A 21903-nucleotide genomic window follows, 5' to 3' on the forward strand; every position below is an offset into this window, starting at 1 on the left:
CAGAAGGCCTCAGCAAGCAGGAGATCCTGCGCTGCCTCAAGCGCTACATCGTCCGCGACGTCTACACGGCCCTACGCGCCGACTTCGCCGCCCTCACCCCTTGACCTCCATAGGAGCATCGGGATGGGGTAGCCGTGGCGGTTTTAGTCGACGTCACGAGCGGAGATCTAGAGTGAAATGGTGCAACTCAAAGCCCGCATGGTCACTGGTGTGCTCGAGAATTTCGGGTGCCTGCCGGCCCCGCGAGCGAAGCACAGCCGTAGGGCCGAAGTCGGGTTCCGCGACAATGGTCTTATTTACGAGGTCAATGACCTGGATGGGATCATCCTCGAGAATGTAGCCAAGCATCCCACCCAGCCCACAAGAAGTCGTCTCGTACCGTCCATCGACGAACCGACGCATGCCTTCTGTCACGTACTTCCTCGGTAAGCCGCCGCTTGCCTTAAGGCGCTTGGCCTCCACATGAACAACAACATCTTGCCCGACCGAAATATTCAGGTCGGGCCGAGAGGCCCGAGCCGGGTCCTCAACGCCCTCACACATTTCCCTCGTAGGCTGCGGGCCGTCATACTGCATTCGGTATATGGCCCATCGCGGATTGTTGCGAATAACGTGGACCGACCAATGGTAAACCCTGACAGTACAGGCTACTTCGGAGTCGCTGTAGCGGAAAAAGGCTTCTTGGCCCCAGAGACGCAGTGCTTCGACCAGCAAATCGCGCAGGCTGCTCTTCATGTTGGCGGCTGCTCGGAGCCGAAGGTTGGAAGCTGCCGCGCCCATCACTTTTGCCCCGAGCCTCTCCAGCACATCAGCTCCCAAATGCCAACGCGGTGATGATCCGGTCAGCGTCGTCTAACGCAGCATCGATCGACCAACGGTCACGGTCGGAAGTCTTGACGATATAGACAGTATCGTCGTCGACGAAAAAGCCAGCCGGCTGAGCGACCACAGCGGTGCTAAGCGAGTCATCGATCGGGTTCGACCGAAGTATTCCTTCGATATCAATTGGGTACGTCGACTGCGGGGACCCACGCTCGTCACCCATTGGACGGATTGTTACAGCAACCGCCCGATATGAGTTCCTCGCTTCATGGAGGCTTGTCACGCGCATGTCGCTGAAGAAACCTGAGAGGACGCCGCAGAGTTGATCCTGGTAAGCGTCTAGCTCTCGCTCATGCACAGAACCAAAGTAGGCCGTCGGGCGGCGGAATCTACCTAGACCGAACTGAAGGCGTTCCATAACCCGCGCCCGCTCTGCCGTCGTCAGCTTATAGGCCGCGAAGACAATCTCGTCCAGTCGGCGCAGCAGCTGGTCGGTCATGCCTCCTTCCGCCCTGCGGAAGATGTCGCTTAGCTCTTCGTACTGGGCTGCGGTTGGGGTTGCGAGGGGTAAACTAAGGTGTTCGTTTAGCTCGACAAAATCTCTCTCTACACCCCAAGCAGCACTAGTCATGAAGTGGAAGTAGTGGCCGAGAGAGGAAACCGTGGTCGCGGCCAGCATGGCTAGTAGCGGCCGGTCGACGAGAGGGCCGGCGAATCCCATAACGCCATGCCGGAATACGACATCCTCGTCTACCAAGACTGCTGCAAGTCGGCCGTTCACGAAGGTCGTACGGATCAAGACATGTGGACCCCTGAACAGGCGTTCGTCTCGAGTCCGATGAAGGTACGGTCTCTGGAAGGTCTCGACTGGTCGCTCGGCAATTCGCACAGGAAGCACGAAGCTCGCATCGAGGTCAGGCATGCCTAGGAGATGCGCGGCGTCATTTCGGTCGCCGCCGTTGGGCTGATAGCCCTGGCCGGCAATCCAGCCGTTCTTCGTAACCAACTCCTGAACGGAGGGAAAAGATGCCTTCAGCCAGTCGATCAGCTGAAGGTCTCGGTAACCTCCCCATAGCAGGACTTTCCAAATGTCTGAACGTACTTGAGCTTGCCGCCGACTGAGAGTTCGTACCTCTTCAGGAATGATTTGCAGGGCGTCCAAAGTCGTGTTCATGGGCCGCGGATGAGCAGCTATGTGAAGGATCTCTGGAGAGATGTCAGCGACTGATCCGTCTTCGAGTTCCGACATTGCCTCGGCAACTATGACAGCGGACGGAGCTATTGCGGTTGCGAAGACGCTACGCCTGACGGCGGACAGATCTATAACGGCGGTCACATTAAGTTGCGAAAACACTTGATACCGGAAGTCTGTGGCCCGCCCGCTGCGATTGTGGAGCAGAGGCTTGGCCGGCATTACTAGGCCCAGTTTGCCGGACGGCGCGAGAGATTCCTTTGCGAGCCACAGAAAAGCCTGGGCCATCTGCTGATCGGCAATCGGGAGTTGACGCTGTCTGACGAATCTGGCCGCCCCGGCGGTCAACTTACTGCGCCAAGGGGGGTTGCTAACGACAGCGTCGAACCGCTCGCCCGATAGATGATGCTCCTCGAAAGCGTCGGCGACGACGATGTTATCGTTAAGTAGCTTAGGTAGTACTACTTCGTCCCAGACAGTAGGAGGATCGAGTTCCTCGAGGAGCGCCAGATATAGACCGAAAGCTGCGACACGGGCAGCGTCCGGGTTTCGCTCGACGCCGAATATGTGGTTCTTTAGCAGTTGCGTGAGCTCAGAATATGCCAGCTGGCTACCTTGTGCCCGCCGCTCGCGATAGGCAAGTCTCCGGAACGCCTCAGTCATGAAGGCGCCGCTGCCGCAGGCCAAGTCAATGAGCCTTGGCTGATTGGGTCCGGCCCAAGGCAGTACCTCGTCGAGGACCAAGTCCACTAAGAACTTTGGCGTATAGTACGCGCCGTGGGTCCGTCGGTTGTCTTCGAGGAGCTGCTCATAAATGCTACTTACGAGGTCAGACGGCAATACGGAGAAGTCATACGGATACAAGGACTGCTGGCCCGTAGGCAGGTGGTCCCCATTGAGAAAAGATGAAACCATCCTGAGGTCGCTGCGACTGACTGTCTGTAACGCCTCGGGCACAGGTCCAAAGACATCTCCGTTGAAGTGCTCAGCCAAACCCTCGAAGAGGGCACGCGTTGTCTGCCTGCCATCATTAAGGGCTTCTTGGAGGCTGATCCTCCCGGACAGGTCGGCGAAATGGCGTTGGTCGAGGATGCCCCGATGCGCCAGGTAGCTTGTGACAAGACAGCCGCCTATGACCTGGTCGACTGCCATTCGGCGACGCGGATCGTCGCCCGCGATAGTCATGCGCAAATAATGCAGGTTCGATAGAAGCGCCTTGCTTACTCGGGAGGCGCGCGCAAACGACCTAGCATGTTGCTGCGCAAAGGTCCCGGCCTGAATCTGGAGCCGGCCGAAGACATCGAGAAGTCTCCGTGCAGTTCCGCTTCGTCGCTGATGTCCGACGAGACCTGAGGTGTCGTCGCGCTCGAGCGATGGAATGTCGACCGCGTTAAAAGCGGTGATGTCAGTCGCTCCCGCAGATATCAAGAGTGGGATTCGACCATAATTCCACAGGCGTCGACGTAGGGCGAATAGCCCTGGACCTCGCTCGTAGGTCGTGAAGCCTACGAGGGGTACTCCATCGTGAAAGAAGGCAGCATCAAGACCGACCTTGTTATGCAGGTCACGCCAGACGTAGTCTCGCGGGCCCTGCACATGGTCAGTGCCCGTAGTGAGCAGACCATCGTGGCCCAGGTAGTCCAGTTCCTCGAGGGCGGTGACCAGGGAGTCCGGAAGTCCGGCGTTCAGCGGCACGATGTAACTCCTGCACGCCGGATCATGGCATCACCCTACGGCCAACCGGCCACTGTAGCCAAGCACGTTGACTGGTTCGGTGGGCTGGAGCGGGCCACGTGCGAAGCACTGGAGATCTTCTAGCGAACCTGCCCCAAGGTGCAGTGGGGCGGACGAGCGGCGTTACGCCGCCATTGCGGCCTCAAGGCCGGAGTACCAGTAGTGCGAGTCCGGGGTCTCGCCGTCCCGAACCTCTCCGAGGAATCGCTCCCACAGCGGCCTGTCGGCCGGTCGTAGCTGCACCGTTGCCTGGTAGAGGTCTACAGCCAACTGGACCATGCCTGTCGCGCTTCGACACTCACCGTTCGAAGCCCACTCCTTTAGAGCATCGCGTAGGTCATCCTCGGTCATCAGGGGTCCGTACGGCACGACAGCGAGGCGCGTAAGACCTTCAGCTTGGCGGAAAGAGCCGGCCTCGCGAAGTAGGCTCGGTACCCACGGGACAAAGTAGGGGTTGATATGGCGCGCCATGACCGTTGCTTTGCCCATGACGCTTAGTCGCTCGAACTCCCGCTGCAAGCTGGGGATGCGCTCACGTGCCTCTGCGCTACGGGCCAAGGCGAGTACTTCGGCCTTGTCTGGCGTCAGGCCGTCCCATGTGGCCGCAGAGCTCATGTCTTTCACCAGGTCATCAAGGCGCGCGGACAGAGGGGCATCGACGAGTTCCCAGAAGACGTCGAAGTCGCCGAGGCGTGCTGCCGTGCGTAGAAGGAGTTCCCCATCCGATACACGGAGGCGATCCACTGACTTGCTCAGCAAGTCGCGGACCAGAAGGCGGTCTCGGCTAGCGAACGCCTGAAGGCAATCCGCCATGCGGCCGGCAAGAACCACATTGCTGACCGTAGGAAGGCCTGGTAGCTCAAGCAGGGCATGCTTCCCAGCGAGGTCGACGATTCGGCGGCGCGCAGCAGGTCGCACCCGATCGAAGAACGTTGCAAGGATGTGGCCCTTGCTGGCCGAGAACAGGGGGTCGCAAACATGTACCGCGAATTCGTCGACCACCTTGCGACCCTGAGTCGGTGGCTGAGTGAGTAGCGAGTCCAGTGCGATGGCCAGGTGGGCGCGCGCGACCTCTGATCGAGGCTCGTACACCTCCCCTAGCCGGCGCAGGGACGGGTGCACGCAAAGGTGCCGGTCCTGACGTAGCCGGTCTAACTCTCGCTTCGTGATGGTGTCGATCAGTTCGAGCTTGACCGCCTGATCGAGAACATCGCGCTCCACCTCTTGCATGGAGTTCACACCTGCCGGGGCAAGTCCGTCAGCTCGCGCCTTCTCTACCTTCGTACGGAAGGCTGCAGCCTCAGCATCTCCCTCGTCGGCCAGCCTGATGATCTTCTCGGTGAGGTCGGCGCAGACGGCGGTCCAGGTGGAGGCGATGCTTGCTCGCACAGCGCCAGCGTTGTAGCACCTCCAGGCGTCATCGACCAGGCTGCGGACATCCGGGTTCCACACGCGGTGTACCTGGGTCTCTAGGTCTAGCATCAGATCTATCCGTCCCTTGCGTTGCCCGCCGAGCAGGTGGAGCGCTGGCAGCGTACCGGTGGAGATACCTCCCGGACGACCCGCTTTAGCACCGTCCGACGCACCGTCGCATCCCCCAGCGGCATCCCCCAGCGGCGTCGCCTCGGTGGCCGGCGAAGTGGTTGTCGACAGCAACGCTGAGAGCAACTGCGATGGACGGCGACACGCCGAGGAGAGCCGGCACTGACTACGCTCCGAGCTTGCAGCCGTTCCCGGATGTGTGCGGACGCGGTGCACAGAGCTTGTAAGCGAGTCGTCAGGCTCAGGACGGGCGCAACTGCACGTCAGGTCTGATCGCCCGGCGGATCCTCTTCGCCAGGTTCCTTCGCCGCATCGGTGCCGGAGCTTCGCCTGCGCCGCTCCCGCTTCTCACGCTCCTCGCGGTCGATCTGCTCGTAGATTGCCTCTTGTTCAGCCAGGGCCGCCTCATAGGCGGCGACGAAGACGGGCGGTGCGGGAGAGGGGCTACCTTGCACGTAGGCCGCGACAAGAGCAAGACCGTACCGATTGCAGTTGCGGGCGATGAGCCAGTCGCGGTCGCCTTCGAAGTTGTTGATGGCGCCGCTGCTGTAGAACCTCGTGAGCTGGTACAGCCGCTCACGTAGCGGCGTTGGCGCGGCCGCCGTGTGCGCCTGGATCTCCCGAAGGAGACGAAACTCCTGATTGCGACCGTCGGACGTGAGGGAACCATCCTTGTCTCGCTCGACGTCGTACAGATGCTCAACGTCCAGCAACAGCTGCCGGATAGCCATGACAGCCTGCCGCTCGTGATCCTGCCGGCGAAGCCAGGCCTCCCGCTGCCAGCCCACTGCGAACAGGATTGCAGCCGTTGTCGTGCCTATACCACCGAGCCAGTCTGGAAATGATCCCCAGTTGATGGCTCGGTGGCCGATGACGGCAAACATGCTGAGGACGAGACCGGCGCTGCTCAGAGTGATACAGCCGACGAGTAGGTGCCAGATTCTCAAAGCAGGCATCTTCACCAGGGCATCTTGCCGGGCTCCACCGCCTACAGCGATGTCGGTTGTACGACACGGGTCCGGGCGAGGACGCGTCGAGGCGCGACCACGGTCAATCGAACGAGTTGGCCGAGGTGCAGGGACGACGCGGGACGAGACAGACAGAGCCTGTAAGCGAGACGTCAGGTGGCGAGGCAGCAAGAAGGCAGCGCGAACCTTGATGCGGGTCAGCCCGGAACATCAACGGACGAGGGCCACTGCCTGCTCGTTGACGCAGTACCTCACCCGCTGGCACGAACCGACGGCCTGGGACCGCATCCCCCCGACGGGGGTCGTCGTACTGCCATCAGTGGCGCCCCTGCCTCATTGCGGCCGGTGTCCGCGGCTGGCCCGTTCCCCAGTTTCGCACAAGACGGCAGCTGCACGAGACTGTCACCGTGGCGCACGACGATGCAGCGGTTGTGAAGATGGCCGACCTTTTCTACCCCGAGCCGGCAACCTGGGGCCTGCGTGGTGACCCCTACGTATGGGCAGCCCTTCGGGAGCACCTATCTGGTAAGGACATTCCGACATCGCTCGACGAGGTGGTCGCCCTTCTGCACTCAGCGTTCGGTGAGCTCGTGGGTCTTGACCTAGTCACCGAACCGGCGTCGTCGGTGTACCGGGAGCAATACGCCCACGGCGGCATGTCCGGTGGGAGGGTCGATCTCGACGCTTGGCGACAGCGGCTGTTCCCATTGCTCACGGAGCGCGCCAGGATGCTGCTGGTGGCATGATCGCAGCTACACCTCGATCCGCCATCGTCGCAGCCGGCGGCGGGTCTCTCCGGCCGGCCGCGAGCAGCGGACCTGCGGCGGCCGCTTGACATCAACACCTGACATCAACGGTCGCGGCCTAGGGCGGACTGCCTCGTACTGATCTCGCGTACGGGCCGGAGCCAACGGACGTCAGCGGACTCTGCGACTCTTGCCCAAGACGCCTTGTAAACGAGACGTCGGGCAGGGGCAGCACCCTTGTGTGCCAGGGGCAAGCACACTTGTGTGCCGGGACCGCCCTTAGGGCCGGCATTCTCGTCTCCAGAGGGGAGGCCGCCGGTGTCCCAGTACCCCGTCTGTCACTGGAGTCCCCGCGGCGCGCGATGGGATTGATTGCCGTGCATCCAGACCGAGGCCTGCTGGATGCGACCCACAGCGAGCTCGGCTGTGCTTGGGATTGGGCTGAAGTCCACCGGGTCCGGCCGCGAGTCCCGCTGGCCTGCCCGGAGTGTGCTCACACCATGCACGCCAAGGTTTCTACCGGAGGATTTAGGTTCTTCGCCCATGACCCAGCCGGGCCTACTTGCACGTTGGCCTGGGAAACCTTGGAACATCGCCTACTCAAACTGGAACTGGCGACGGCGGTGCGGGCCGCAGGGTGGCAGGCGGAATTGGAGGTGGCAGGAGCACACCGGCGGTGGCGTGCGGATGTCCTGGCGACATCGCCGGACGGTTCTACGCGCTTGGCATGGGAGGCCCAACTATCACCGATCACTATCGAGCACATCGCAGCACGCACTGAGCGCCTGGTCGCCGATCACGTTCAGGTTTGCTGGGTCACCGTCGAAGACCGCCCCTGGCTCGGCGTGGTTCCCTCGATCGCGGTCGACCCTCCGGCCAGTCGGACCACGCCATGGATGGTGCGTGCTGGACTCCTGCGTTTCACCGAGACTTGGGAGACAGTGCCCGGCCAGAGCTTGCAGAATTTCGTCGGCTGGACGCTCGCTAGACGGGTCGTGGCTCACACCCCATTGCGTAGCCTCTCCCTTCCTGATTCCTCCCGTCGATGGCAGAAGATATGGACGTCGCCGGCGTACATACGAGCCGCTTCAACCTCCGTAGCCTCGGACGGCGCTAGCTACCAATCGAAGGGGCAGGCGAAACAGCGCGTGGTCGGACCGCAGAAAGACAACATGGACGTGCCGTATACAGAGCCCCCGCCAGAATTCTTGGATCATCTATCCCGGCACCTAGCCCATGCAACCGGCGATGTTGAGGTAGGCGATCGAGGACCGCGTTGGGCCAATGGTCATCCGGTGTACGTAAACGGCCGCCTCTATGGCATAGCCGGCCCCCGGCCCGACAACAACTCTCAATGGCTGCGCCTGAACGGACTACTCGTCCTCGTACCGGAGAACCAACTCGCGTGGTTCAGTCGTAAGGCGCCACTAGGCACTCGGATCTCCGTCGTCCACGCCTCATTGCCATGGATCTACTACGACAGAGATGGCGACGACGACACGGATAGAGAACTCTAACCGCCGCACAGGAGACAGCAGAAAGTCAGCGAACTACCGTGTGTCGCTGGGACAAGCGTCGCTCTCGTGCCGTTACGAGGCCACGGCTATCGTGGGCGCAGTCAGCAGAGAGTCAGCCAGCTAAATCAGCGGGAACTTCATGGGAGGCGGCACGAGGTCTACCCCGACCAGATCCGCTACCTTCTTGTTCACGTAGCTGATTGAGAGTTTTGCCAGGCGGTTGACCAAGTTCAGCCCATCTCTCGCGTCCTTCTTCAGTACTGTCGCGTCCGTTGGCCCACCTCGGTGAGCGATGGCGTTCCGCAGCTTAACAAATTCATCGAGGCGCTCTCTGTTCTTCAGAACCGTTGCCTTAGGCCAGTACCAACAACTTGTAAGGCTAGAAATGCCAGCCTGGTTGCAGAAGAAGGTCTCTACATTCCTAGAGTTCGGCGTGCTTAGCGTCCGATCCTCGCCGTCCTTGATTTTTGCGGCGCGGGCCCGAAGGATCGCCCGCCACCCATCGCCGGCCAACTCCCACGAGGACAGCTCGTGCTTCGCAGATGCTAGTTCCTTCGCGACACTCTTTCGAAGTTCAAGCGGGAGCAACTCGGCAGAACTTGCCTCTCTTGCAAAATGTTCCAGGACCTCTGCGGCGAGGTCCTCAACGAAAGCCTCCCAGAAGGCGCAGGTCAGCACAATCGCAGACTTGTTTAACACTTCCAGGTTGTGACGACGGCCGCGACCCGATCCTCCGATCTCCTCATGGATCTTCAGTAGTCGATCAATCTGAGGGCTGGCTTCGAGTTCGAAACTGGACTCCGCAGCGCTGAGAAACTTGACCTCAAACTCACGGCGAGTCTCACTCGTCACATCACTGGTCATCGGCCATCAACCGCCAGCGAAGGCAGGATGCCGACGGCACCTGCTGGCAGGCTCCGTCGTCGAGGGTTCTGCCGCAGCGTCGAGCAACAGCAGGAGGCGGACGTCGTCCCGCCACAGTTTCGCCCGCCAAACCACCAGTTCAGCCACAGCAGTAGCCAACCCGATCAAGACAGTTCGTGTCTAGATCCCGCCCCCATGTGTGAGACCTCCGTCCAGAAGTTTCACTTGAGTTGACCACGCAGCGTCCCGCGTCTCGAGGCGCCAGCTGCACAGCTCCCGGTCGGCTGTGTCAGCCACACCCGCACGGCATCGGTAGGTGCTGGCAGGGCGAGCACCAGGCGGGAACGGGCGAAATTGCCTGGTCATCAGGACGGCCGTCTGATGATCGGGGCATGTGGGAGAAGGTCGACGTGCCGTGTGTTGGAGGTCCGGTCGACGGCCGGTCCTTGCTGGTGCCCGTCGACGAGGACGGCGTCCCGCCCAACATGATCGACCAGAACTGGCTTTGGGTGGAGTTCGGTGGCGAGTTACTCGATGCCGACATGGCCGGCGTCTACGAGCTAGAGCCCGTGGCCGGCACCGGCCCGCCGTGGGTTTACGTCTGGGCGCCCCGGGCGACCTTTAGATCGGGATGATCGGGCGCCGTCCTGCCTTCGTCTCACTTGTCGTCTCGTTCGTTAGCGTACGGCGGCGACTGTAGACGAACGGCCGGTCGAGTTGGCCTAGGTGGCGAACCGGCCCGATCAAGCGCGTACGGGGCCGAGCAGACTTGGAAAGCGTGCCTGGGGTCGGCTCGATAGCCGGCGGATGCGGTGTCGACAGCAACGCTGACAGCAAGGCCGCCGGACGGCGGCACGCCCACGAGCGCCGGCACGGACGAAGCTCCGAGCCTGCAGCCGTTTGCCGGAACCCGTGCGGACGCGACGTACAGAGCTTGTAATCGACGCGTCAGGGCTGCGCCTAGCGGCCCGAACAGGAAAAGGAGCAAGTGGACGGCCACCTTGCAACACATAGAGTTCGAGACATCTCACCCCTCAGCGGCGGGAGCCCCATGTTCTTCACCCTGACGTATGACGGCATCCTCCGTGGCTCCAGGAGCTCCGCTGCCGTCAAGCACGACATCCGGCGCTCCTTGCATCCGCAACTCAAAGCCCTCTGGCAGCTGCCACCCCTGGCCACACGATCAGAGGCGATCGACACGGAAGCAACGGGCGGCGGGGCCGGGCGAATGGTCAGCACGGTAGGCAGCCACACGTTCGCTGCCCTCGTCAACGACGTCTACCACCTACGGGCCAGGCTGCACATTCTCATGCTGCGGCGTGATTCCCCTGGTGGCCTCATGACCCACGGTGGTGACATCGACAACCGGCTTAAGACTTTGTTCGACGCACTTCAGCGCCCCCAACACCCTCAGGAGATCCCGGCGGACTGGCATCCGAGCGAGGATGAGAGCCCACTTCACTGCTTGCTGGGCGACGACCGCCTGGTAACTAGAGTCGATGTCGATACGGCCCGGTGGCTGATGCCGGGAGACCCTGCGGAGGTGCGCCTCGTCATCAATGTCGAAGTCTGGACCCCGTCGCCCACGTACTGGTCACTTGGTGTGATCGGATAGTCCGACACCGGGTCATCGGTGATCCAACGGCTTGTGCCGCCCCTGCCCCGCAATTGAGCGTCGGCTTGTCCCTTGCGCCTCACCACCCGTCTTGGGCAGAGGACTGACCTGCGGCACGAAGCTGTAGGTGAGGCAGCAGGGGAGGCAGCGCGAGCATCGATGTGGGTCGGCCCCGAACATGAACCGATGACTTGTCGGTGGTCCCCCGTACCGTCTCCGACGGCCTGTCGCCGAGCGTTAGGAAGATCAGCCATGACCGACGCTGTCGCATTTCGTGATCAACTCGTGGATTGGGTTTACGAGAAGGCGCATGGAAGCGTCACCGAAAACATCCCAATCATGGAGTTCGCCGAAAGTGTGGGCCTGAATCGGGACGGTGCGTACACGCTGCTTCGGTTCTGCCGGGACCAGGGGCTCCTGAACGACAAAGCATCGGGGATGGGTAACCCGTGCGCTCTGCTCACGTCGTACGGGATCGCCGACGTCCTGGAGCGTCGTCGTCGGCGCGCCGACCCCGCGCTGCGCGCGGGGGCGTGCCGGACTCGCCTTCTGCGATGGTTCTACCGGCAGCGCATCGCTCAGGTTCACATGCCGATCACCGGCGACTTCGGCCAGGACGACGAGGCGCTCTGGGAAGGCACCCGCTTCTCCGACGTCGAGATCCAGGACGCGGCTGAGTACCTCTCCGACAAGCGGCTAATCGAAGGCGTCAGTGTCGACCAGCTCCGCGGCCCGGTCCGAGCCGAGATCACGAGCCAGGGCATCGACTGCGTCACCGACTGGGAGAGCAACGTGTCGCAATACCTGCGGGACCAGCGCGGCTATGGGCCGACGAACTATCACGGACCGGTGATCCAAGGGAACACTCACGGTGGGCAGTGGGCATGGGGCAACCGCGACGTGACGCAGAGCCAGACCAACCAGGCGGTTGCGCCCGGGTTCGAGCCGCTTGCCGAAGCGATCGCCACGATCCTCAAGCAGCTTCCGGCCTTCGACCTAGATCCCGACGACCAGCAGGATATCGAGGCGGCTGCGAACGAGGCGCTGGCCGAAATGCAGCAGCCGAACCCAGAACCACGGCGAGTCCGCCGCGTGCTCGCTGCCCTCAAGGGTTTCCTCATGCCCCTCGCGCTTGATGCGGCGCGGGAAGAGGTCCGCGAGCTCGCACAGCAGGGTCTCGACCAGATCAACGCGGCGTTGTGATGGGCGGCCGGGGTCGGCGATCGACTGTGCTCACCCCGGCCAGGGTCCTCCTTCGGACAGGACTTGTGGCCCAGGCCCGGCTTGCAACTACAGAGCCTGGCGGCGTCTATCGGTGTGTCGGGACGGCGGGTGGGACGCTGACTGTCCCCATGATCACATGGCACAGATCCGGCACAACCGAGCGCGAGTAACGGCGGAAGATGCCGGAAACCGACGGAAGGCGTTTCGGCAGGCCAGAAGCCCTGCCGTGGGCAGGGTGGGACGTCAGAAAGCCGGGACTCTTACTTCCAGCGAAAATGCACGAACCGGCCCTCAGCCAGCCGAGCGCCGGCAGCAGAGGCAACTTGACATCAATCGTTGACATCAACGGTGGCGGCCGAGGCCGGACCAGAGCGGACGGATGTCGCCTCGGGCTCGAACCCCGCAGACGTGAGCGGACGCTACGACTCTCGTCGAAAGCGCCTTGTAAGCGAGACGTCCGGGCCGGCAGACCGGTCGGACCCGCGACCGACAGCGTGCCGCACCGGCGCAGCGGCTCTGTTGTCCGATTTCTCGGCCCATGAACCAGGCGTCCCGATCCGCCCCCCGATACGCCCCCGGACTGTGAGCGACGGCGGGTAACGGCTGGACGCAGCGGGACCATAGAAGATCGGCCCCCGACCCGCATTTCTGCTGGTCAGGGGCCGTCTTCGCACCTGGTGACGGGTAGAGAATTCGAACCTCTGAAGCTTTCGCGACGGATTTACAGTCCGTCGCAGCTGAGCGGGCAAGCTCGCCTTGCATCGCGCGGCGTCAACTCCACGTCTCGTTGCTGCCCGCCGTGAATGTAACGGCGCCCTGCACGAGCGCGGTGGACAGCTCGCCCCCGCCTACACGCAGAGCATTGCGGCATGAAGATCGACCAAGCCTAATCCAAGCGGACGGGGACGGACAGGCTCGGACGTAGGACACGCTCGTCGTACGAGCACCATTGGAGCACCAATGCGTTCACCGGTGACGAACGGCAAAGGCGCCTGACCTCTGGTTTAGCAGGTCAGGCGCCTTTTGATCTTGTGCGCCCGAAGGGACTCGAACCCCTAACCTTCTGATCCGTAGTCAGATGCTCTATCCATTGAGCTACGGGCGCAGGTGCTCAGCCAGTGTACACACCCAGCTTTCGCGCGGAGACTCCGGGATTCGAACCCGGGAGGGGCTTTAAGACCCCAACCGCATTAGCAGTGCGGCGCCATAGACCAGACTAGGCGAAGTCTCCCTGGTGGCCCGTAGACCACCGCGCCCGAGGATACAGGTCGCCACCCACCGGGAGCAAAGCGACTTCCGACGTACGCCCACCGAGGCCGCCGACCCCGTGTTCCCACGCTGTGCGCCGGCGTGATCGGGACTACGCTCCATCGATATGCAGGAGCAGCCGCCCGCCGAGCCGACCCGCCGAGAGCCTGCTGACCGCACGCGCCGGCGCCCTCCACGGCCAACCTTCACTCCGCCGACGGCCGCCGAGCAGTCCGTGGAGAGGGCGGCACCGGCGCCCGACCCGGCAGCGGCGCCGGCCACGCCCGGCACCCAGCGCCCTCGACGAGCCAGGCCCGCCCCGGCGGTGCTCTTCCAGCCACCGGAACCGGACCGCCCCCTGCCCGGCCAACCGGTCCCCGCGCCCACCGGCGCGAGCGGCGGCACGGCGGGCGCCAGGGAGGCCGGCCCGGCGGCGGGCGTAGGCCAGGCGAGCCCAGCGGACAGTTCCGGGGAGGCCGACCAGCCAGCCGGTGCCGCGCCGACCGACCCGGGCGGCAGCTCGACGACTCAGGCGGATGAGCGAGCACCCGAGGGCAGCCCGCAGCAACCGGCCGGTCCGCCGCCTCGGACGCCGAAGGCCCGGTCCAGCCGCGCCACCCCGGCCCGCAAGGTCGCCCCCCGGAAGGCAGCCGGCACCTCGGCCGGGGAGGTGACGCCCGCGACATCGCCAGCAGCCGACGTGGCCGCGGCCACTCCAGCCGCCGCGCCGACCAAGCGCGCCGCGCGCTCGACCGCTGCGGCGGCCACCCCGGCCAAGCGCACCGCGACCCCGGCCAAGCGGGCGGCAAGCGCGCGGAAGAGCGCGGCTCCGAAGCAGGCCGTCCCCGCACCGCAACAGTCAGCGGAGCAGGCCCCGGCCGGGCAGCCGGTGCCCGCGGTCGTGGCCGACCACCCCACCCCGGACGTCCAGCCCACACAAGGTCGGGACGCGGTATCAGTCGAGGAGGCAGGGCCCGCCGAGCGCCACTCTGCGCCGGCTTCGGTGCGTACCCCGGAATCGGAGTTGCGGGCAATCACCGCGGAGCTGCGCGACCACCCGGGCTTCGCGCCGGAGTTGCTGGCTCTCGCCGCGGTGCGGGCGCTCGGCCCCGGCGCGGCCGACTGGGCCGAGCGGATGCGGGCCCGGTACCCGGGCGCCCCGGCGGACGGCCTGGCCCGGCTGGCCACCCGGCGGTTCGTCCGCTCGGCGGGCGCGGGCGGAGCGGCCGCCGCGCTGGCCGGGCTCTTCGCGCCGCTGGCCGAGCTGGCCTCGGTGCTCTGGACCCATTCGAACCTGGTGCTGCACCTGGCGGCGGCGTACGGCCGGGATCCCGCGCATCCCGACCGGGCGGTCGAGCTGCTGGTGCTCACCCAGGTGCACCCGGATCCGGAGAGCGCACGCGCCGCGTTGGCGGCCGCCGGGACGGCGGACGACCCGGTCGAGGGGACGTGGCCGCGGGCGGCGGAGGCCGCGTGGCGGCTGGCCGCGCCGCTCACGGCGCAGGCCGGCGGGTGGCTGGCGCTGCGGCTGGTGTCCCGGCTGCTGCCGGGCGCGGCGGTGCTCGCCGCGGCACTGGGCGACTCGGCGGCGGCCGACCGGCTCGCGGCGCGGGCGGTGGCCGCCTACCGGCCGTCGTCGGCCGACGGGGCGGCGCGACGGCCGGTCAGAGCCAGCTGAACCAGTCCCGGGGAAGCAGCGCGTAGCCGACGAAGGCGACCACGTCGAGCAGGGTGTGCGCGATGACCAGCGGCATCACCCGCCGGGTACGCAGGTAGAAGTAGCTGAACACGACGCCCATCACCGCGTTGCCGACGAACGCGCCGAAGCCCTGGTACAGGTGGTACGAGCCGCGCAGCAGCGCGCTGGCGGCGATGATCGCGCCGAGCCGCCACTGGAGCTGACGCAGCCGGGTGACCAGGTAGCCGACCACGATCACCTCCTCCAACACGGCGTTCTGCACGGCGGCGAGGATCAGCACCGGCACCGCCCACCAGACCGGCGGCAGCGAGGCCGGCACCAGCGTGGCGTTGATGCCGAGCTGGGCCGCCACCCAGAACAGGGCCAGGCCGGGCAGGCCGATCAGCGCGGCCAGGCCTGCGCCGCGCGCCAGGTCCTGACCGGGTCGCCGGGTGTCCAGGCCGAGGGTCCGCGCCGGGTCGCCCGGGTCGCGGCTGAGCAGGTGTACGGCGAGCAGCACCGGCAGCAGCGCGAAGACGATGCCGAGCAGTTGGTACGTCAGGTCCAGCCAGGGTCTCGCTGACGCGGAGGTGTTCAGCGAGGCGGTCTGCTTGGAGAGCGGACCGTCGGCGGTCAGCTTCGCGACGATCGAGACCACCGCGTACACCGCGGACTGGCCGAGGGAGAGGCCGAGGACCAGCAGCGTCTCGGTCCCCAGCAGCCGGCGGGACACCGGGCGGGTCAGCTCAACGGTCACCGCACCACTCTGCCCGACGGGCGGCGCCGGTGGCACGGCCGACCGGCCGGCATGAACCGATCGCACATTCTGTGCGATCGGTGAGCACGCTCCGTGGAGATTCTATGAGCGCCCGATCCGCTGTCGTCTGGAGAAGGAGCGCCCCCGTGGACAACGTCGCGCGGTTGCTGAAAGAGAGCTGGACCCTGGTCGAGGAGGACCGGGACCGGCTGAGCAGCCACTTCTACGCCCGGCTCTTCCTGCTCGACCCCGCCCTGCGGCAGCTCTTCCCGGTGCAGATGACCGGCCAGGGCGACCGCCTGCTGGAAGCGATCATCACGGCGATCCACACGGTCGACGACCCGGAGAGCTTCGACGAGTTCCTCCGGGCGCTGGGCCGCGACCACCGCAAGTACCACGTCGACGAGCAGCACTACGCGACGATGGGCGTCGCGCTGCTGGACGCGCTGCGCAGCACCGCCGGCGACGGCTGGAACCTGGAGTACGACCAGGCGTGGCGGGACGCGTACGCGGCCAGCTCGGCGAAGATGATCGCCGGGGCGGCGAACGACGACAACCCGCCGTACTGGCACGCGGAGGTGCTGACCCACGAGCGGTACGGCCCGGACACCGCCGTGCTGACCTGCCGGGCGTTGCAGCATCCGCTGCCCTGGCGGGCCGGCCAGTACGTCAGCCTGGAGGTGCCTCGCCACCATCCCCGGGTGTGGCGGACGTACTCGGTGGCGAACGCCCCGAACGACGACAATGTGCTGGAGTTCCACGTGCGGTCGCCCGGGGCCGGCTGGGTGTCCGGTGCGCTGGTCCGCCGGGTGCGGCCGGGTGACCTGCTCCGGCTGGCGGCGCCGATGGGGTCGATGACCCTGGACCGGTCCTCTGAGCGGGACATCCTCTGCGTGGCCGGCGGGGTGGGGCTGGCGCCGATCAAGGCGCTGGTGGAGGAGTTGGCCAGCTACAACCGGACCCGGTGGGTGCACGTCTTCTACGGCGCCCGGCAGGCGGCGGATCTGTACGGCCTGGCCGGGTTGCAGGAGTTGGTCGCCGTACATCCGTGGCTGTCGGTCACCGCGGCGTGCAGCGAGGACCCGGACTTCGACGGTGAACTGGGCGACATCCCGGACGTGGTGGCGCGGTACGGCCCGTGGACCACGCACGACTGCTACGTCTCCGGGTCGGCCCGGATGGTCCGGTCCACGCTGCGGGTGCTGGCCGCGGACGAGGTGCCGCCGCCGCACATCCGCTACGACACCTTCGGTGACCTCTAGGCGTTCCTCCCCCCACACCGGGGCGCGTGCCCCTGCCCCCTGGGGCACGCGCCCCGGTCCCGCCCTGTTCAGTAGCGCCAGGGGTGCCCGGTCTCCCGGTACTCCTCCACCGGCACCAGCGGCACGCCGGGCGCCATCCGGTCCACGTAGAGCCGGCCCTCCAGGTGGTCGATCTCGTGCGCGACCAGCCGGGCCATGCCGAACTCGAACGAGGTGATGATCCGGCTGCCGTCCCACTGGGCGTGCTCCACGTCCAGGCGCAGCGGTCGGGGCACCAGGCCTCGGTGGTCGAAGAAGGAGAGGCAGCCCTCGTACTGCTCGTCGGTGTCCGGGTCGGCGTCGACCACCCGGGGGTTGAGCAGCAGGACCGGCTCCGCCGACCGGTCGGGTGGCCGCACCACGGCCGCCGCCCGGCCGATGCCGAGCTGCGGGGCGGCGATGCCGACCCCCTTGCTGAACGGATGCAGTTCGTCGAGCCGGGCCAGGGCCGTGTTGAGCCGGTCGACCACCTCCCGGGCCACCTGCTCCTCAGCGGGCAGGTCGAACGGGCGGCTGGGCTGACGCAGCAGGTCAGCGCCGCGCTGGACGATGCCGAGCCCACGCATCCGGTCGCTGGGCCGGACCCGGGCCCCGCCGGGGCCGATGTCCGGGTCGGTGTCGGGGCGGGCCCGGAAACGCCACTGCATCCGGTAGCGGGCGTTCAGCGGTGGGTCGTCGGTCTGCCAGTCGAAGATCGCCCGGCCGCCCTCATCGCGGCGCTGCGGCGCCGTCCGCAGCGGGCCCTCCTCCGCCGAGAGCGAGGTCTCCACGCCCCAGACCTGCGGGTCGAGCGCCGCCGGCAGGTCCAGGCGGACGGCGAGCTGTCGGGTGGGCAGCCGCACGGCTCGTTGGAACCAGGGACCCCACTTCTCCTGCCCGACGGAGTACGCGTACTCGATGGTGGCCCGGTCGCCGGGGTAGAGCGGGAAGCGCCGCTCGCCGTTCTCGAAGAGCAGCCAGATCTCCTTGAACGCGTCCCGGTCGTGTTTGGCCCGCCAGTGCATCGGCTCCGAGTCACCGCCGCCGTCGTCCCGGCGGGCCTGTAGTTGCAGCTCGGCGAAGGTGAGCGGGTGTTCGCGGTGGTGCCGGTTGGAGCGACCGGGGTCGTTCGGGTAGCGGTCGACGGCGACCCGGACCAGGTAGCGGTTGATCGGCTCGGTGCCGGCGTTGTAGAGCTCGCGGTGGATGACGCACCGGTAGCCGTCGTCGGTGTGGGTGAGGGTGCCCAGCTCCCGCTCCACGACGAGGCCGGTGCCGGGTGGCAGCCACTGGCCGGGCAGGTGCGACTCGCGGTGCTGTTGACCGGAGCGGGCGTGCCGTAGCTCGTCGTACTCCCGGAAGCGCTGCCAGATCGCGCCACTGGCCTCCAGGACGGCCTCGGCGCGGCGGGCGAAGTCCTCGGTCGGGCGGTGCCGGCGCCCCTCGACGTGGCTGACGTAGGACGGGTCGAAGCCCATCAGGACGGCCAGTTGCTTCTTGGACAGCCCCCGCCCGGTCCGTTGCCGGGCGAGCTCGGCCGCGAAGGAGTCGGCAGCCCGTTCGAGGGGTGAGGTCGTCATCGGCTTCCTCGTGGCCGGGAGTATCAGTTTCACGTTCCGTGCCGAAACGCACACGCATCTGGCACCTTGCCGACACACCGCTTGACAAGTCACCGATGATCGTCGATCGCGGGCCGGTGTTTTCCGGGGCCGTGGCCGGGTAGTACGCCGGGGCGTGGAGCGCTGCTCCCGCTGGGAGTGGAGTGACCCTGACCTCCCGATACGGCTCAGGTGAGGCTTCCCTTAGACCTGCGCGTGTGGTTAGGCTAGCCTTAGCTCAGGACGGCAGGGTCGTCCGCCGAGGTCAGCTCCTCGGTCACGCGGACGGGGGATGACACGGTGACAGCGGTGATGCCGAGGCGGGACGTGACCGCCACGCCGCTCGCCCCCGTCACCGCGGCGCTGCGTGCCATGTTCGGCACCGACGATCTTCCGGGGCTCGCGCCGGGCCTGCTGGTCGACGACGAGTTCGGCTGGGCGCCCGCGACCACCCTGATCGACGGCAGCCGGCTGCCGGATCTGCTCCGCGCCGCCACACTGCGCTGGGGCGGCACCCCGCACGCCTGCGCCGCGCTGGCCTGGAAGTCGTACAGCTACTGGACGGCACTGCCGGTCGTGCTCGGCTGGGCCTCGGCCCGGCGGGTGCCGCTGCTCGACCCGTCCGACGTGCTGATCCACTTTGAGGACCACCGGCCGTTGCTCACCCTGGGTCTGCGCCGCAGCACCACCGTGGCGGTGCTGCCGAGCGACCCGCTGGCGCTGGCCGGTCACCCGGGGGTGCGGGTCGTCGCCGGCGAGGCGGAGCTGCTGGCCGCGCTGCGCGCCTCGCTCCTCGACGCCCACCTGGCCCCGCTCATCGCGGCGATCCAGACGGAGGTCCGGGTCGGCACGCGGACGCTGCTCGGCTCGGTCGCCTCCGGCATCTCGCACGGCATCCTGCGGGCCGCTGACGGGCTGCCCGGCTCGACGGTGCAGACGATCGACACCCTGCTCGGCGCACTCGACCTGACGGACCTGGTCGAGTTGGTGCCGGGGCCGACCGGTGAGCCGAGCGTGCAGCGGCGCACCTGTTGCCTCGCCTTCACCCTGCCCAGCCCGAAGGTCTGCCAGGGCTGCTGCGTCCGCCAGGCCTGAGCCGGGCTCAGTCGGTCAACCGCCGCACGTCCCAGACCCACACTCCGCCGGTGAAGATCGGCTCGATCCCGGTCAGCTCGGTCATCCCCCGCCGAAGTGCCGCCTCGTGCTCGTGCGGCCCGAGGATGACCACGCCGGCCCGCCAGTAGCGCAGGTCGTCGACTGCCTTCACCCGGCTCTGCGGGGTGATCGGCGGCACGGCTCCGGTGCGCCGGATGGTGCCGAAGAAGCTGCTGGTGGGGCGGGGCGGTGCGGTGAACAGCGCGATCCGCGGCTTTTCGGCGTTCCGGCGGGTGTCCGGGCCGAGGAAGTAGCCGCGGGCCAGCGGCATGTCCAGTCGGGTCGCCGCGGACCAGCGCAGCGGCTCGGCGTAGTTGGTGTCCGGCAGCGGCAGGGTCACCACGCTGCGCCCGCCGGCCACGTACGGCCGCCAGGCCCCGCTGGTCACGAAGGCGGGGACCGGGTCGAGGCGGGCCACGGGCAGCGGGGTGGGCAGGATCGGCAGCAGGGCCATCGTGAGCACGGTGGCCGTGACGAAGCGGATCTGCCGGCGGGCGGCCGGCTGCGAGCGGGCCAGCTCGCGCGCCCGCTCGGCGCCGTAGGCGAGCAGCAGCCCGATGATGGGGGTGATCGCCAACGCCCATCGGGTCGGCACCACCGAGTGCAGGATCGGCAGGTTCTCCAGCACCGCCCAGGGCCCCGGCACGCCGGTGTCCCGGCCGGCGAACCGGATCACCCGGCCCAGTGAGAGCACCGCGAAGAGCAGCCCGAGGGCGGCCAGCCCGAGCACGACGACCGAGCGGCGCAGCCACCAGACCAGGGCGATCACCAGTACCAGCAGCGGCCAGCCGAAGAAGCTGTTCTCCTCGGTCGGGTTCTTGGCCAGGTTCGCCGCCGTGCGTGGGCTGCCGGCGAGCGATTCCCGGGAGTACGCGACGAACGAGGCGAGGTCGCTGGAATAGCCGCGGATCAGGCGGGAGAGCCCGGAGTAGGCCCCTGGCCCGAAGAACTGGACGTAGAGCGGGTACGCCAGCAGCAGCCCGGCGACCCCGGCGGCGATGGCCAGACCGGCGAGGAAGGGCCGCGCCCGCGACCGCAGGTCCCGGCGGCCGAGGGCGAGCGCTCCGACGATCACGCCGAGCCCGATCGCGGTCATCAGCAGGATCTCCAGGTTGAGGAAGGCCTGCCAGACGATCACCAACGCGAGGAGCACGCCGTTGCGCAGCCAGCGGCCCGGCTCGCCCAGCCGCAGCGTGCGCCAGATGATCAGTGGGACGACGAACTGCGACACGATGTTCGGATGCGCGTTGGCGTGCGACACCATCGCCGGCGCGAACGCGCAGAAGCCAGCGCCCAGCCACGCCGGTCCGCGGGCTCCGAGCAGGACCCGGGAGAGCAAGAAGTACCAGGCAGTGGCGGTGGCAATCATTCCAGCGGTGAGAAAGAGCAGGAATGCCGCGCGCGGCCCGAGGAGCACGGTGACCGGTGTCATTGGCAGCGAAATGGATAATACGGACGTATTCGCCATGAGATTGACGCCGTCCGGCACGTTCATCCGGTCCGAATGGAACGGATAGGCGAAATGCGTGACGACCCGCGCACCGTGCGCCATCATCCATTCGAACTGCGACTGATCGGAGCGGTTGTCCCGCACAGCGCTGCCCGGCTCCAGCCAGAGCCGCCCGGTGACCCAGAAGCCGAGCACCACGAAGCTCAGCACGGCGGCCAGGTCGGCCCACTTGCCGTTGCGGGGCGCGCGGACGCGATCGCCGGCTCCCTCCACCGCCGACGCGGCGGCCGGGCCGTCTCCGGGCGCGTCCGATTCAGGAGTAGTCATGACAATTCATAGGGTAGTCAGCGTATGGCACTGCCGTGACATGTTTCGGGGTACTGCCGTACTATGTGCCGGGTTCGCCGACCGCCGATCACGTGCCCACCCCCGACCGCAATTCGGCCACCCCGCTGCCCCGATTCTTCTGCCATCCGAGCGGATGATTCACTCTGTCGGTCCAGGCACGGGTCG

15 protein-coding genes and 2 tRNA genes are annotated in these 21903 nt (G+C 66.5%); 7 read left to right on the forward strand and 10 right to left on the reverse strand.

Annotated elements, in window-relative coordinates; translation table 11 throughout:
- Positions 1-153 precede the first annotated feature (153 nt).
- From KBX63_RS16410 to KBX63_RS16425, 4 genes are all read right to left on the reverse strand, one after another.
- The gene (locus tag KBX63_RS16410; RefSeq protein ID WP_210912114.1) at positions 154-735 is read right to left on the reverse strand and encodes a hypothetical protein; all 582 of its coding nucleotides are present in this window, start codon (positions 733-735) and stop codon (positions 154-156) included.
- Positions 736-808: 73 nt separating this feature from the next.
- The gene (locus KBX63_RS16415) at positions 809-3709 is read right to left on the reverse strand and encodes a class I SAM-dependent DNA methyltransferase (RefSeq protein ID WP_210912115.1); all 2901 of its coding nucleotides are present in this window, start codon (positions 3707-3709) and stop codon (positions 809-811) included.
- A gap of 162 nt (positions 3710-3871) precedes the next feature.
- A complete protein-coding gene (locus KBX63_RS16420) occupies positions 3872-5137 on the reverse strand; it encodes a hypothetical protein (RefSeq protein WP_210912116.1) in 1266 nt (421 codons plus the stop codon).
- A 416-nt stretch (positions 5138-5553) separates the two neighbouring features.
- Positions 5554-6252 carry a hypothetical protein gene (locus tag KBX63_RS16425; RefSeq protein ID WP_210912117.1) on the reverse strand — a complete coding sequence of 233 codons (699 nt, stop codon included), beginning with the start codon at positions 6250-6252 and terminating at the stop codon, positions 5554-5556.
- A gap of 413 nt (positions 6253-6665) precedes the next feature.
- Here KBX63_RS16425 and KBX63_RS16430 point away from each other — a divergent pair, with 413 nt between their 5' ends.
- Positions 6666-7004: a hypothetical protein gene (locus KBX63_RS16430; protein ID WP_210912118.1), complete on the forward strand. Its 339-nt coding sequence runs from the start codon at positions 6666-6668 to the stop codon at positions 7002-7004.
- A 1637-nt stretch (positions 7005-8641) separates the two neighbouring features.
- On the opposite strand, the gene KBX63_RS16435 is transcribed toward KBX63_RS16430, so the two are convergent.
- On the reverse strand, positions 8642-9385 hold the full coding sequence (locus tag KBX63_RS16435; RefSeq protein WP_210912119.1) for a HEPN domain-containing protein: 744 nt from the start codon (positions 9383-9385) through the stop codon (positions 8642-8644).
- 392 nt (positions 9386-9777) lie between these two features.
- Here KBX63_RS16435 and KBX63_RS16440 point away from each other — a divergent pair, with 392 nt between their 5' ends.
- From KBX63_RS16440 to KBX63_RS16450, 3 genes are all read left to right on the forward strand, one after another.
- Positions 9778-10020: a hypothetical protein gene (locus tag KBX63_RS16440; RefSeq protein ID WP_210912120.1), complete on the forward strand. Its 243-nt coding sequence runs from the start codon at positions 9778-9780 to the stop codon at positions 10018-10020.
- A gap of 416 nt (positions 10021-10436) precedes the next feature.
- Complete coding sequence (locus KBX63_RS16445) at positions 10437-11000, forward strand: hypothetical protein (protein WP_210912121.1); 564 nt, start codon at positions 10437-10439, stop codon at positions 10998-11000.
- A gap of 252 nt (positions 11001-11252) precedes the next feature.
- Positions 11253-12203, forward strand: coding sequence for a hypothetical protein (locus KBX63_RS16450; protein WP_210912122.1), 951 nt, complete (start codon positions 11253-11255; stop codon positions 12201-12203).
- 1053 nt (positions 12204-13256) lie between these two features.
- Here the strand turns inward: KBX63_RS16450 and KBX63_RS16455 are convergent.
- Both KBX63_RS16455 and KBX63_RS16460 read right to left on the reverse strand, forming a co-directional pair.
- A tRNA-Arg gene (locus KBX63_RS16455) sits at positions 13257-13329 on the reverse strand.
- Between the two features lie 35 nt (positions 13330-13364).
- Positions 13365-13455 (reverse strand) — tRNA-Ser (locus KBX63_RS16460).
- A 252-nt stretch (positions 13456-13707) separates the two neighbouring features.
- Here KBX63_RS16460 and KBX63_RS35235 point away from each other — a divergent pair.
- A complete protein-coding gene (locus tag KBX63_RS35235; RefSeq protein WP_247662514.1) occupies positions 13708-15150 on the forward strand; it encodes a hypothetical protein in 1443 nt (480 codons plus the stop codon).
- Here KBX63_RS35235 and KBX63_RS16470 read toward each other — a convergent pair.
- The gene (locus KBX63_RS16470; protein WP_210912123.1) at positions 15137-15907 is read right to left on the reverse strand and encodes a CPBP family intramembrane glutamic endopeptidase; all 771 of its coding nucleotides are present in this window, start codon (positions 15905-15907) and stop codon (positions 15137-15139) included. The two genes, KBX63_RS35235 and KBX63_RS16470, sit on opposite strands and share 14 nt — an antisense overlap.
- 146 nt (positions 15908-16053) lie before the next feature.
- Between KBX63_RS16470 and KBX63_RS16475 the strand changes: the two genes are divergently transcribed.
- Entirely contained in the window at positions 16054-17169 is a 1116-nt protein-coding gene (locus KBX63_RS16475) for a globin domain-containing protein (protein WP_210912124.1), read from the forward strand.
- Between the two features lie 68 nt (positions 17170-17237).
- On the opposite strand, the gene KBX63_RS16480 is transcribed toward KBX63_RS16475, so the two are convergent.
- Positions 17238-18767 (reverse strand): peptide deformylase, encoded by a 1530-nt coding sequence (locus KBX63_RS16480; RefSeq protein WP_210912125.1) that lies wholly within the window; start codon positions 18765-18767, stop codon positions 17238-17240.
- 330 nt (positions 18768-19097) lie between these two features.
- Between KBX63_RS16480 and KBX63_RS16485 the strand changes: the two genes are divergently transcribed.
- On the forward strand, positions 19098-19880 hold the full coding sequence (locus KBX63_RS16485; RefSeq protein ID WP_210912272.1) for an IucA/IucC family C-terminal-domain containing protein: 783 nt from the start codon (positions 19098-19100) through the stop codon (positions 19878-19880).
- A 7-nt stretch (positions 19881-19887) separates the two neighbouring features.
- Here KBX63_RS16485 and KBX63_RS16490 read toward each other — a convergent pair whose 3' ends face one another.
- Positions 19888-21717, reverse strand: a complete 1830-nt coding sequence (locus tag KBX63_RS16490) for a hypothetical protein (protein WP_210912126.1) — start codon at positions 21715-21717, stop codon at positions 19888-19890.
- Positions 21718-21903 lie beyond the last annotated feature (186 nt).

Origin of the sequence: Micromonospora sp. U21 (assembly GCF_018070045.1) — a bacterium.
Taxonomy (GTDB): Bacteria; Actinomycetota; Actinomycetes; order Mycobacteriales; family Micromonosporaceae; genus Micromonospora.

Coding starts and splice junctions, on each gene's coding strand:
- KBX63_RS16485 (WP_210912272.1), top strand. CDS start 19,098: ATGCCGAGGCGGGACGTGACCGCCACGCCGCTCGCCCCCGTCACCGCG.
- KBX63_RS16450 (WP_210912122.1), top strand. CDS start 11,253: ATGACCGACGCTGTCGCATTTCGTGATCAACTCGTGGATTGGGTTTAC.
- KBX63_RS16440 (WP_210912120.1), top strand. CDS start 9,778: ATGTGGGAGAAGGTCGACGTGCCGTGTGTTGGAGGTCCGGTCGACGGC.
- KBX63_RS16445 (WP_210912121.1), top strand. CDS start 10,437: ATGTTCTTCACCCTGACGTATGACGGCATCCTCCGTGGCTCCAGGAGC.
- KBX63_RS16480 (WP_210912125.1), bottom strand. CDS start 18,767: ATGACGACCTCACCCCTCGAACGGGCTGCCGACTCCTTCGCGGCCGAG.
- KBX63_RS16410 (WP_210912114.1), bottom strand. CDS start 735: ATGAAGAGCAGCCTGCGCGATTTGCTGGTCGAAGCACTGCGTCTCTGG.
- KBX63_RS16490 (WP_210912126.1), bottom strand. CDS start 21,717: ATGACTACTCCTGAATCGGACGCGCCCGGAGACGGCCCGGCCGCCGCG.
- KBX63_RS16435 (WP_210912119.1), bottom strand. CDS start 9,385: ATGACCAGTGATGTGACGAGTGAGACTCGCCGTGAGTTTGAGGTCAAG.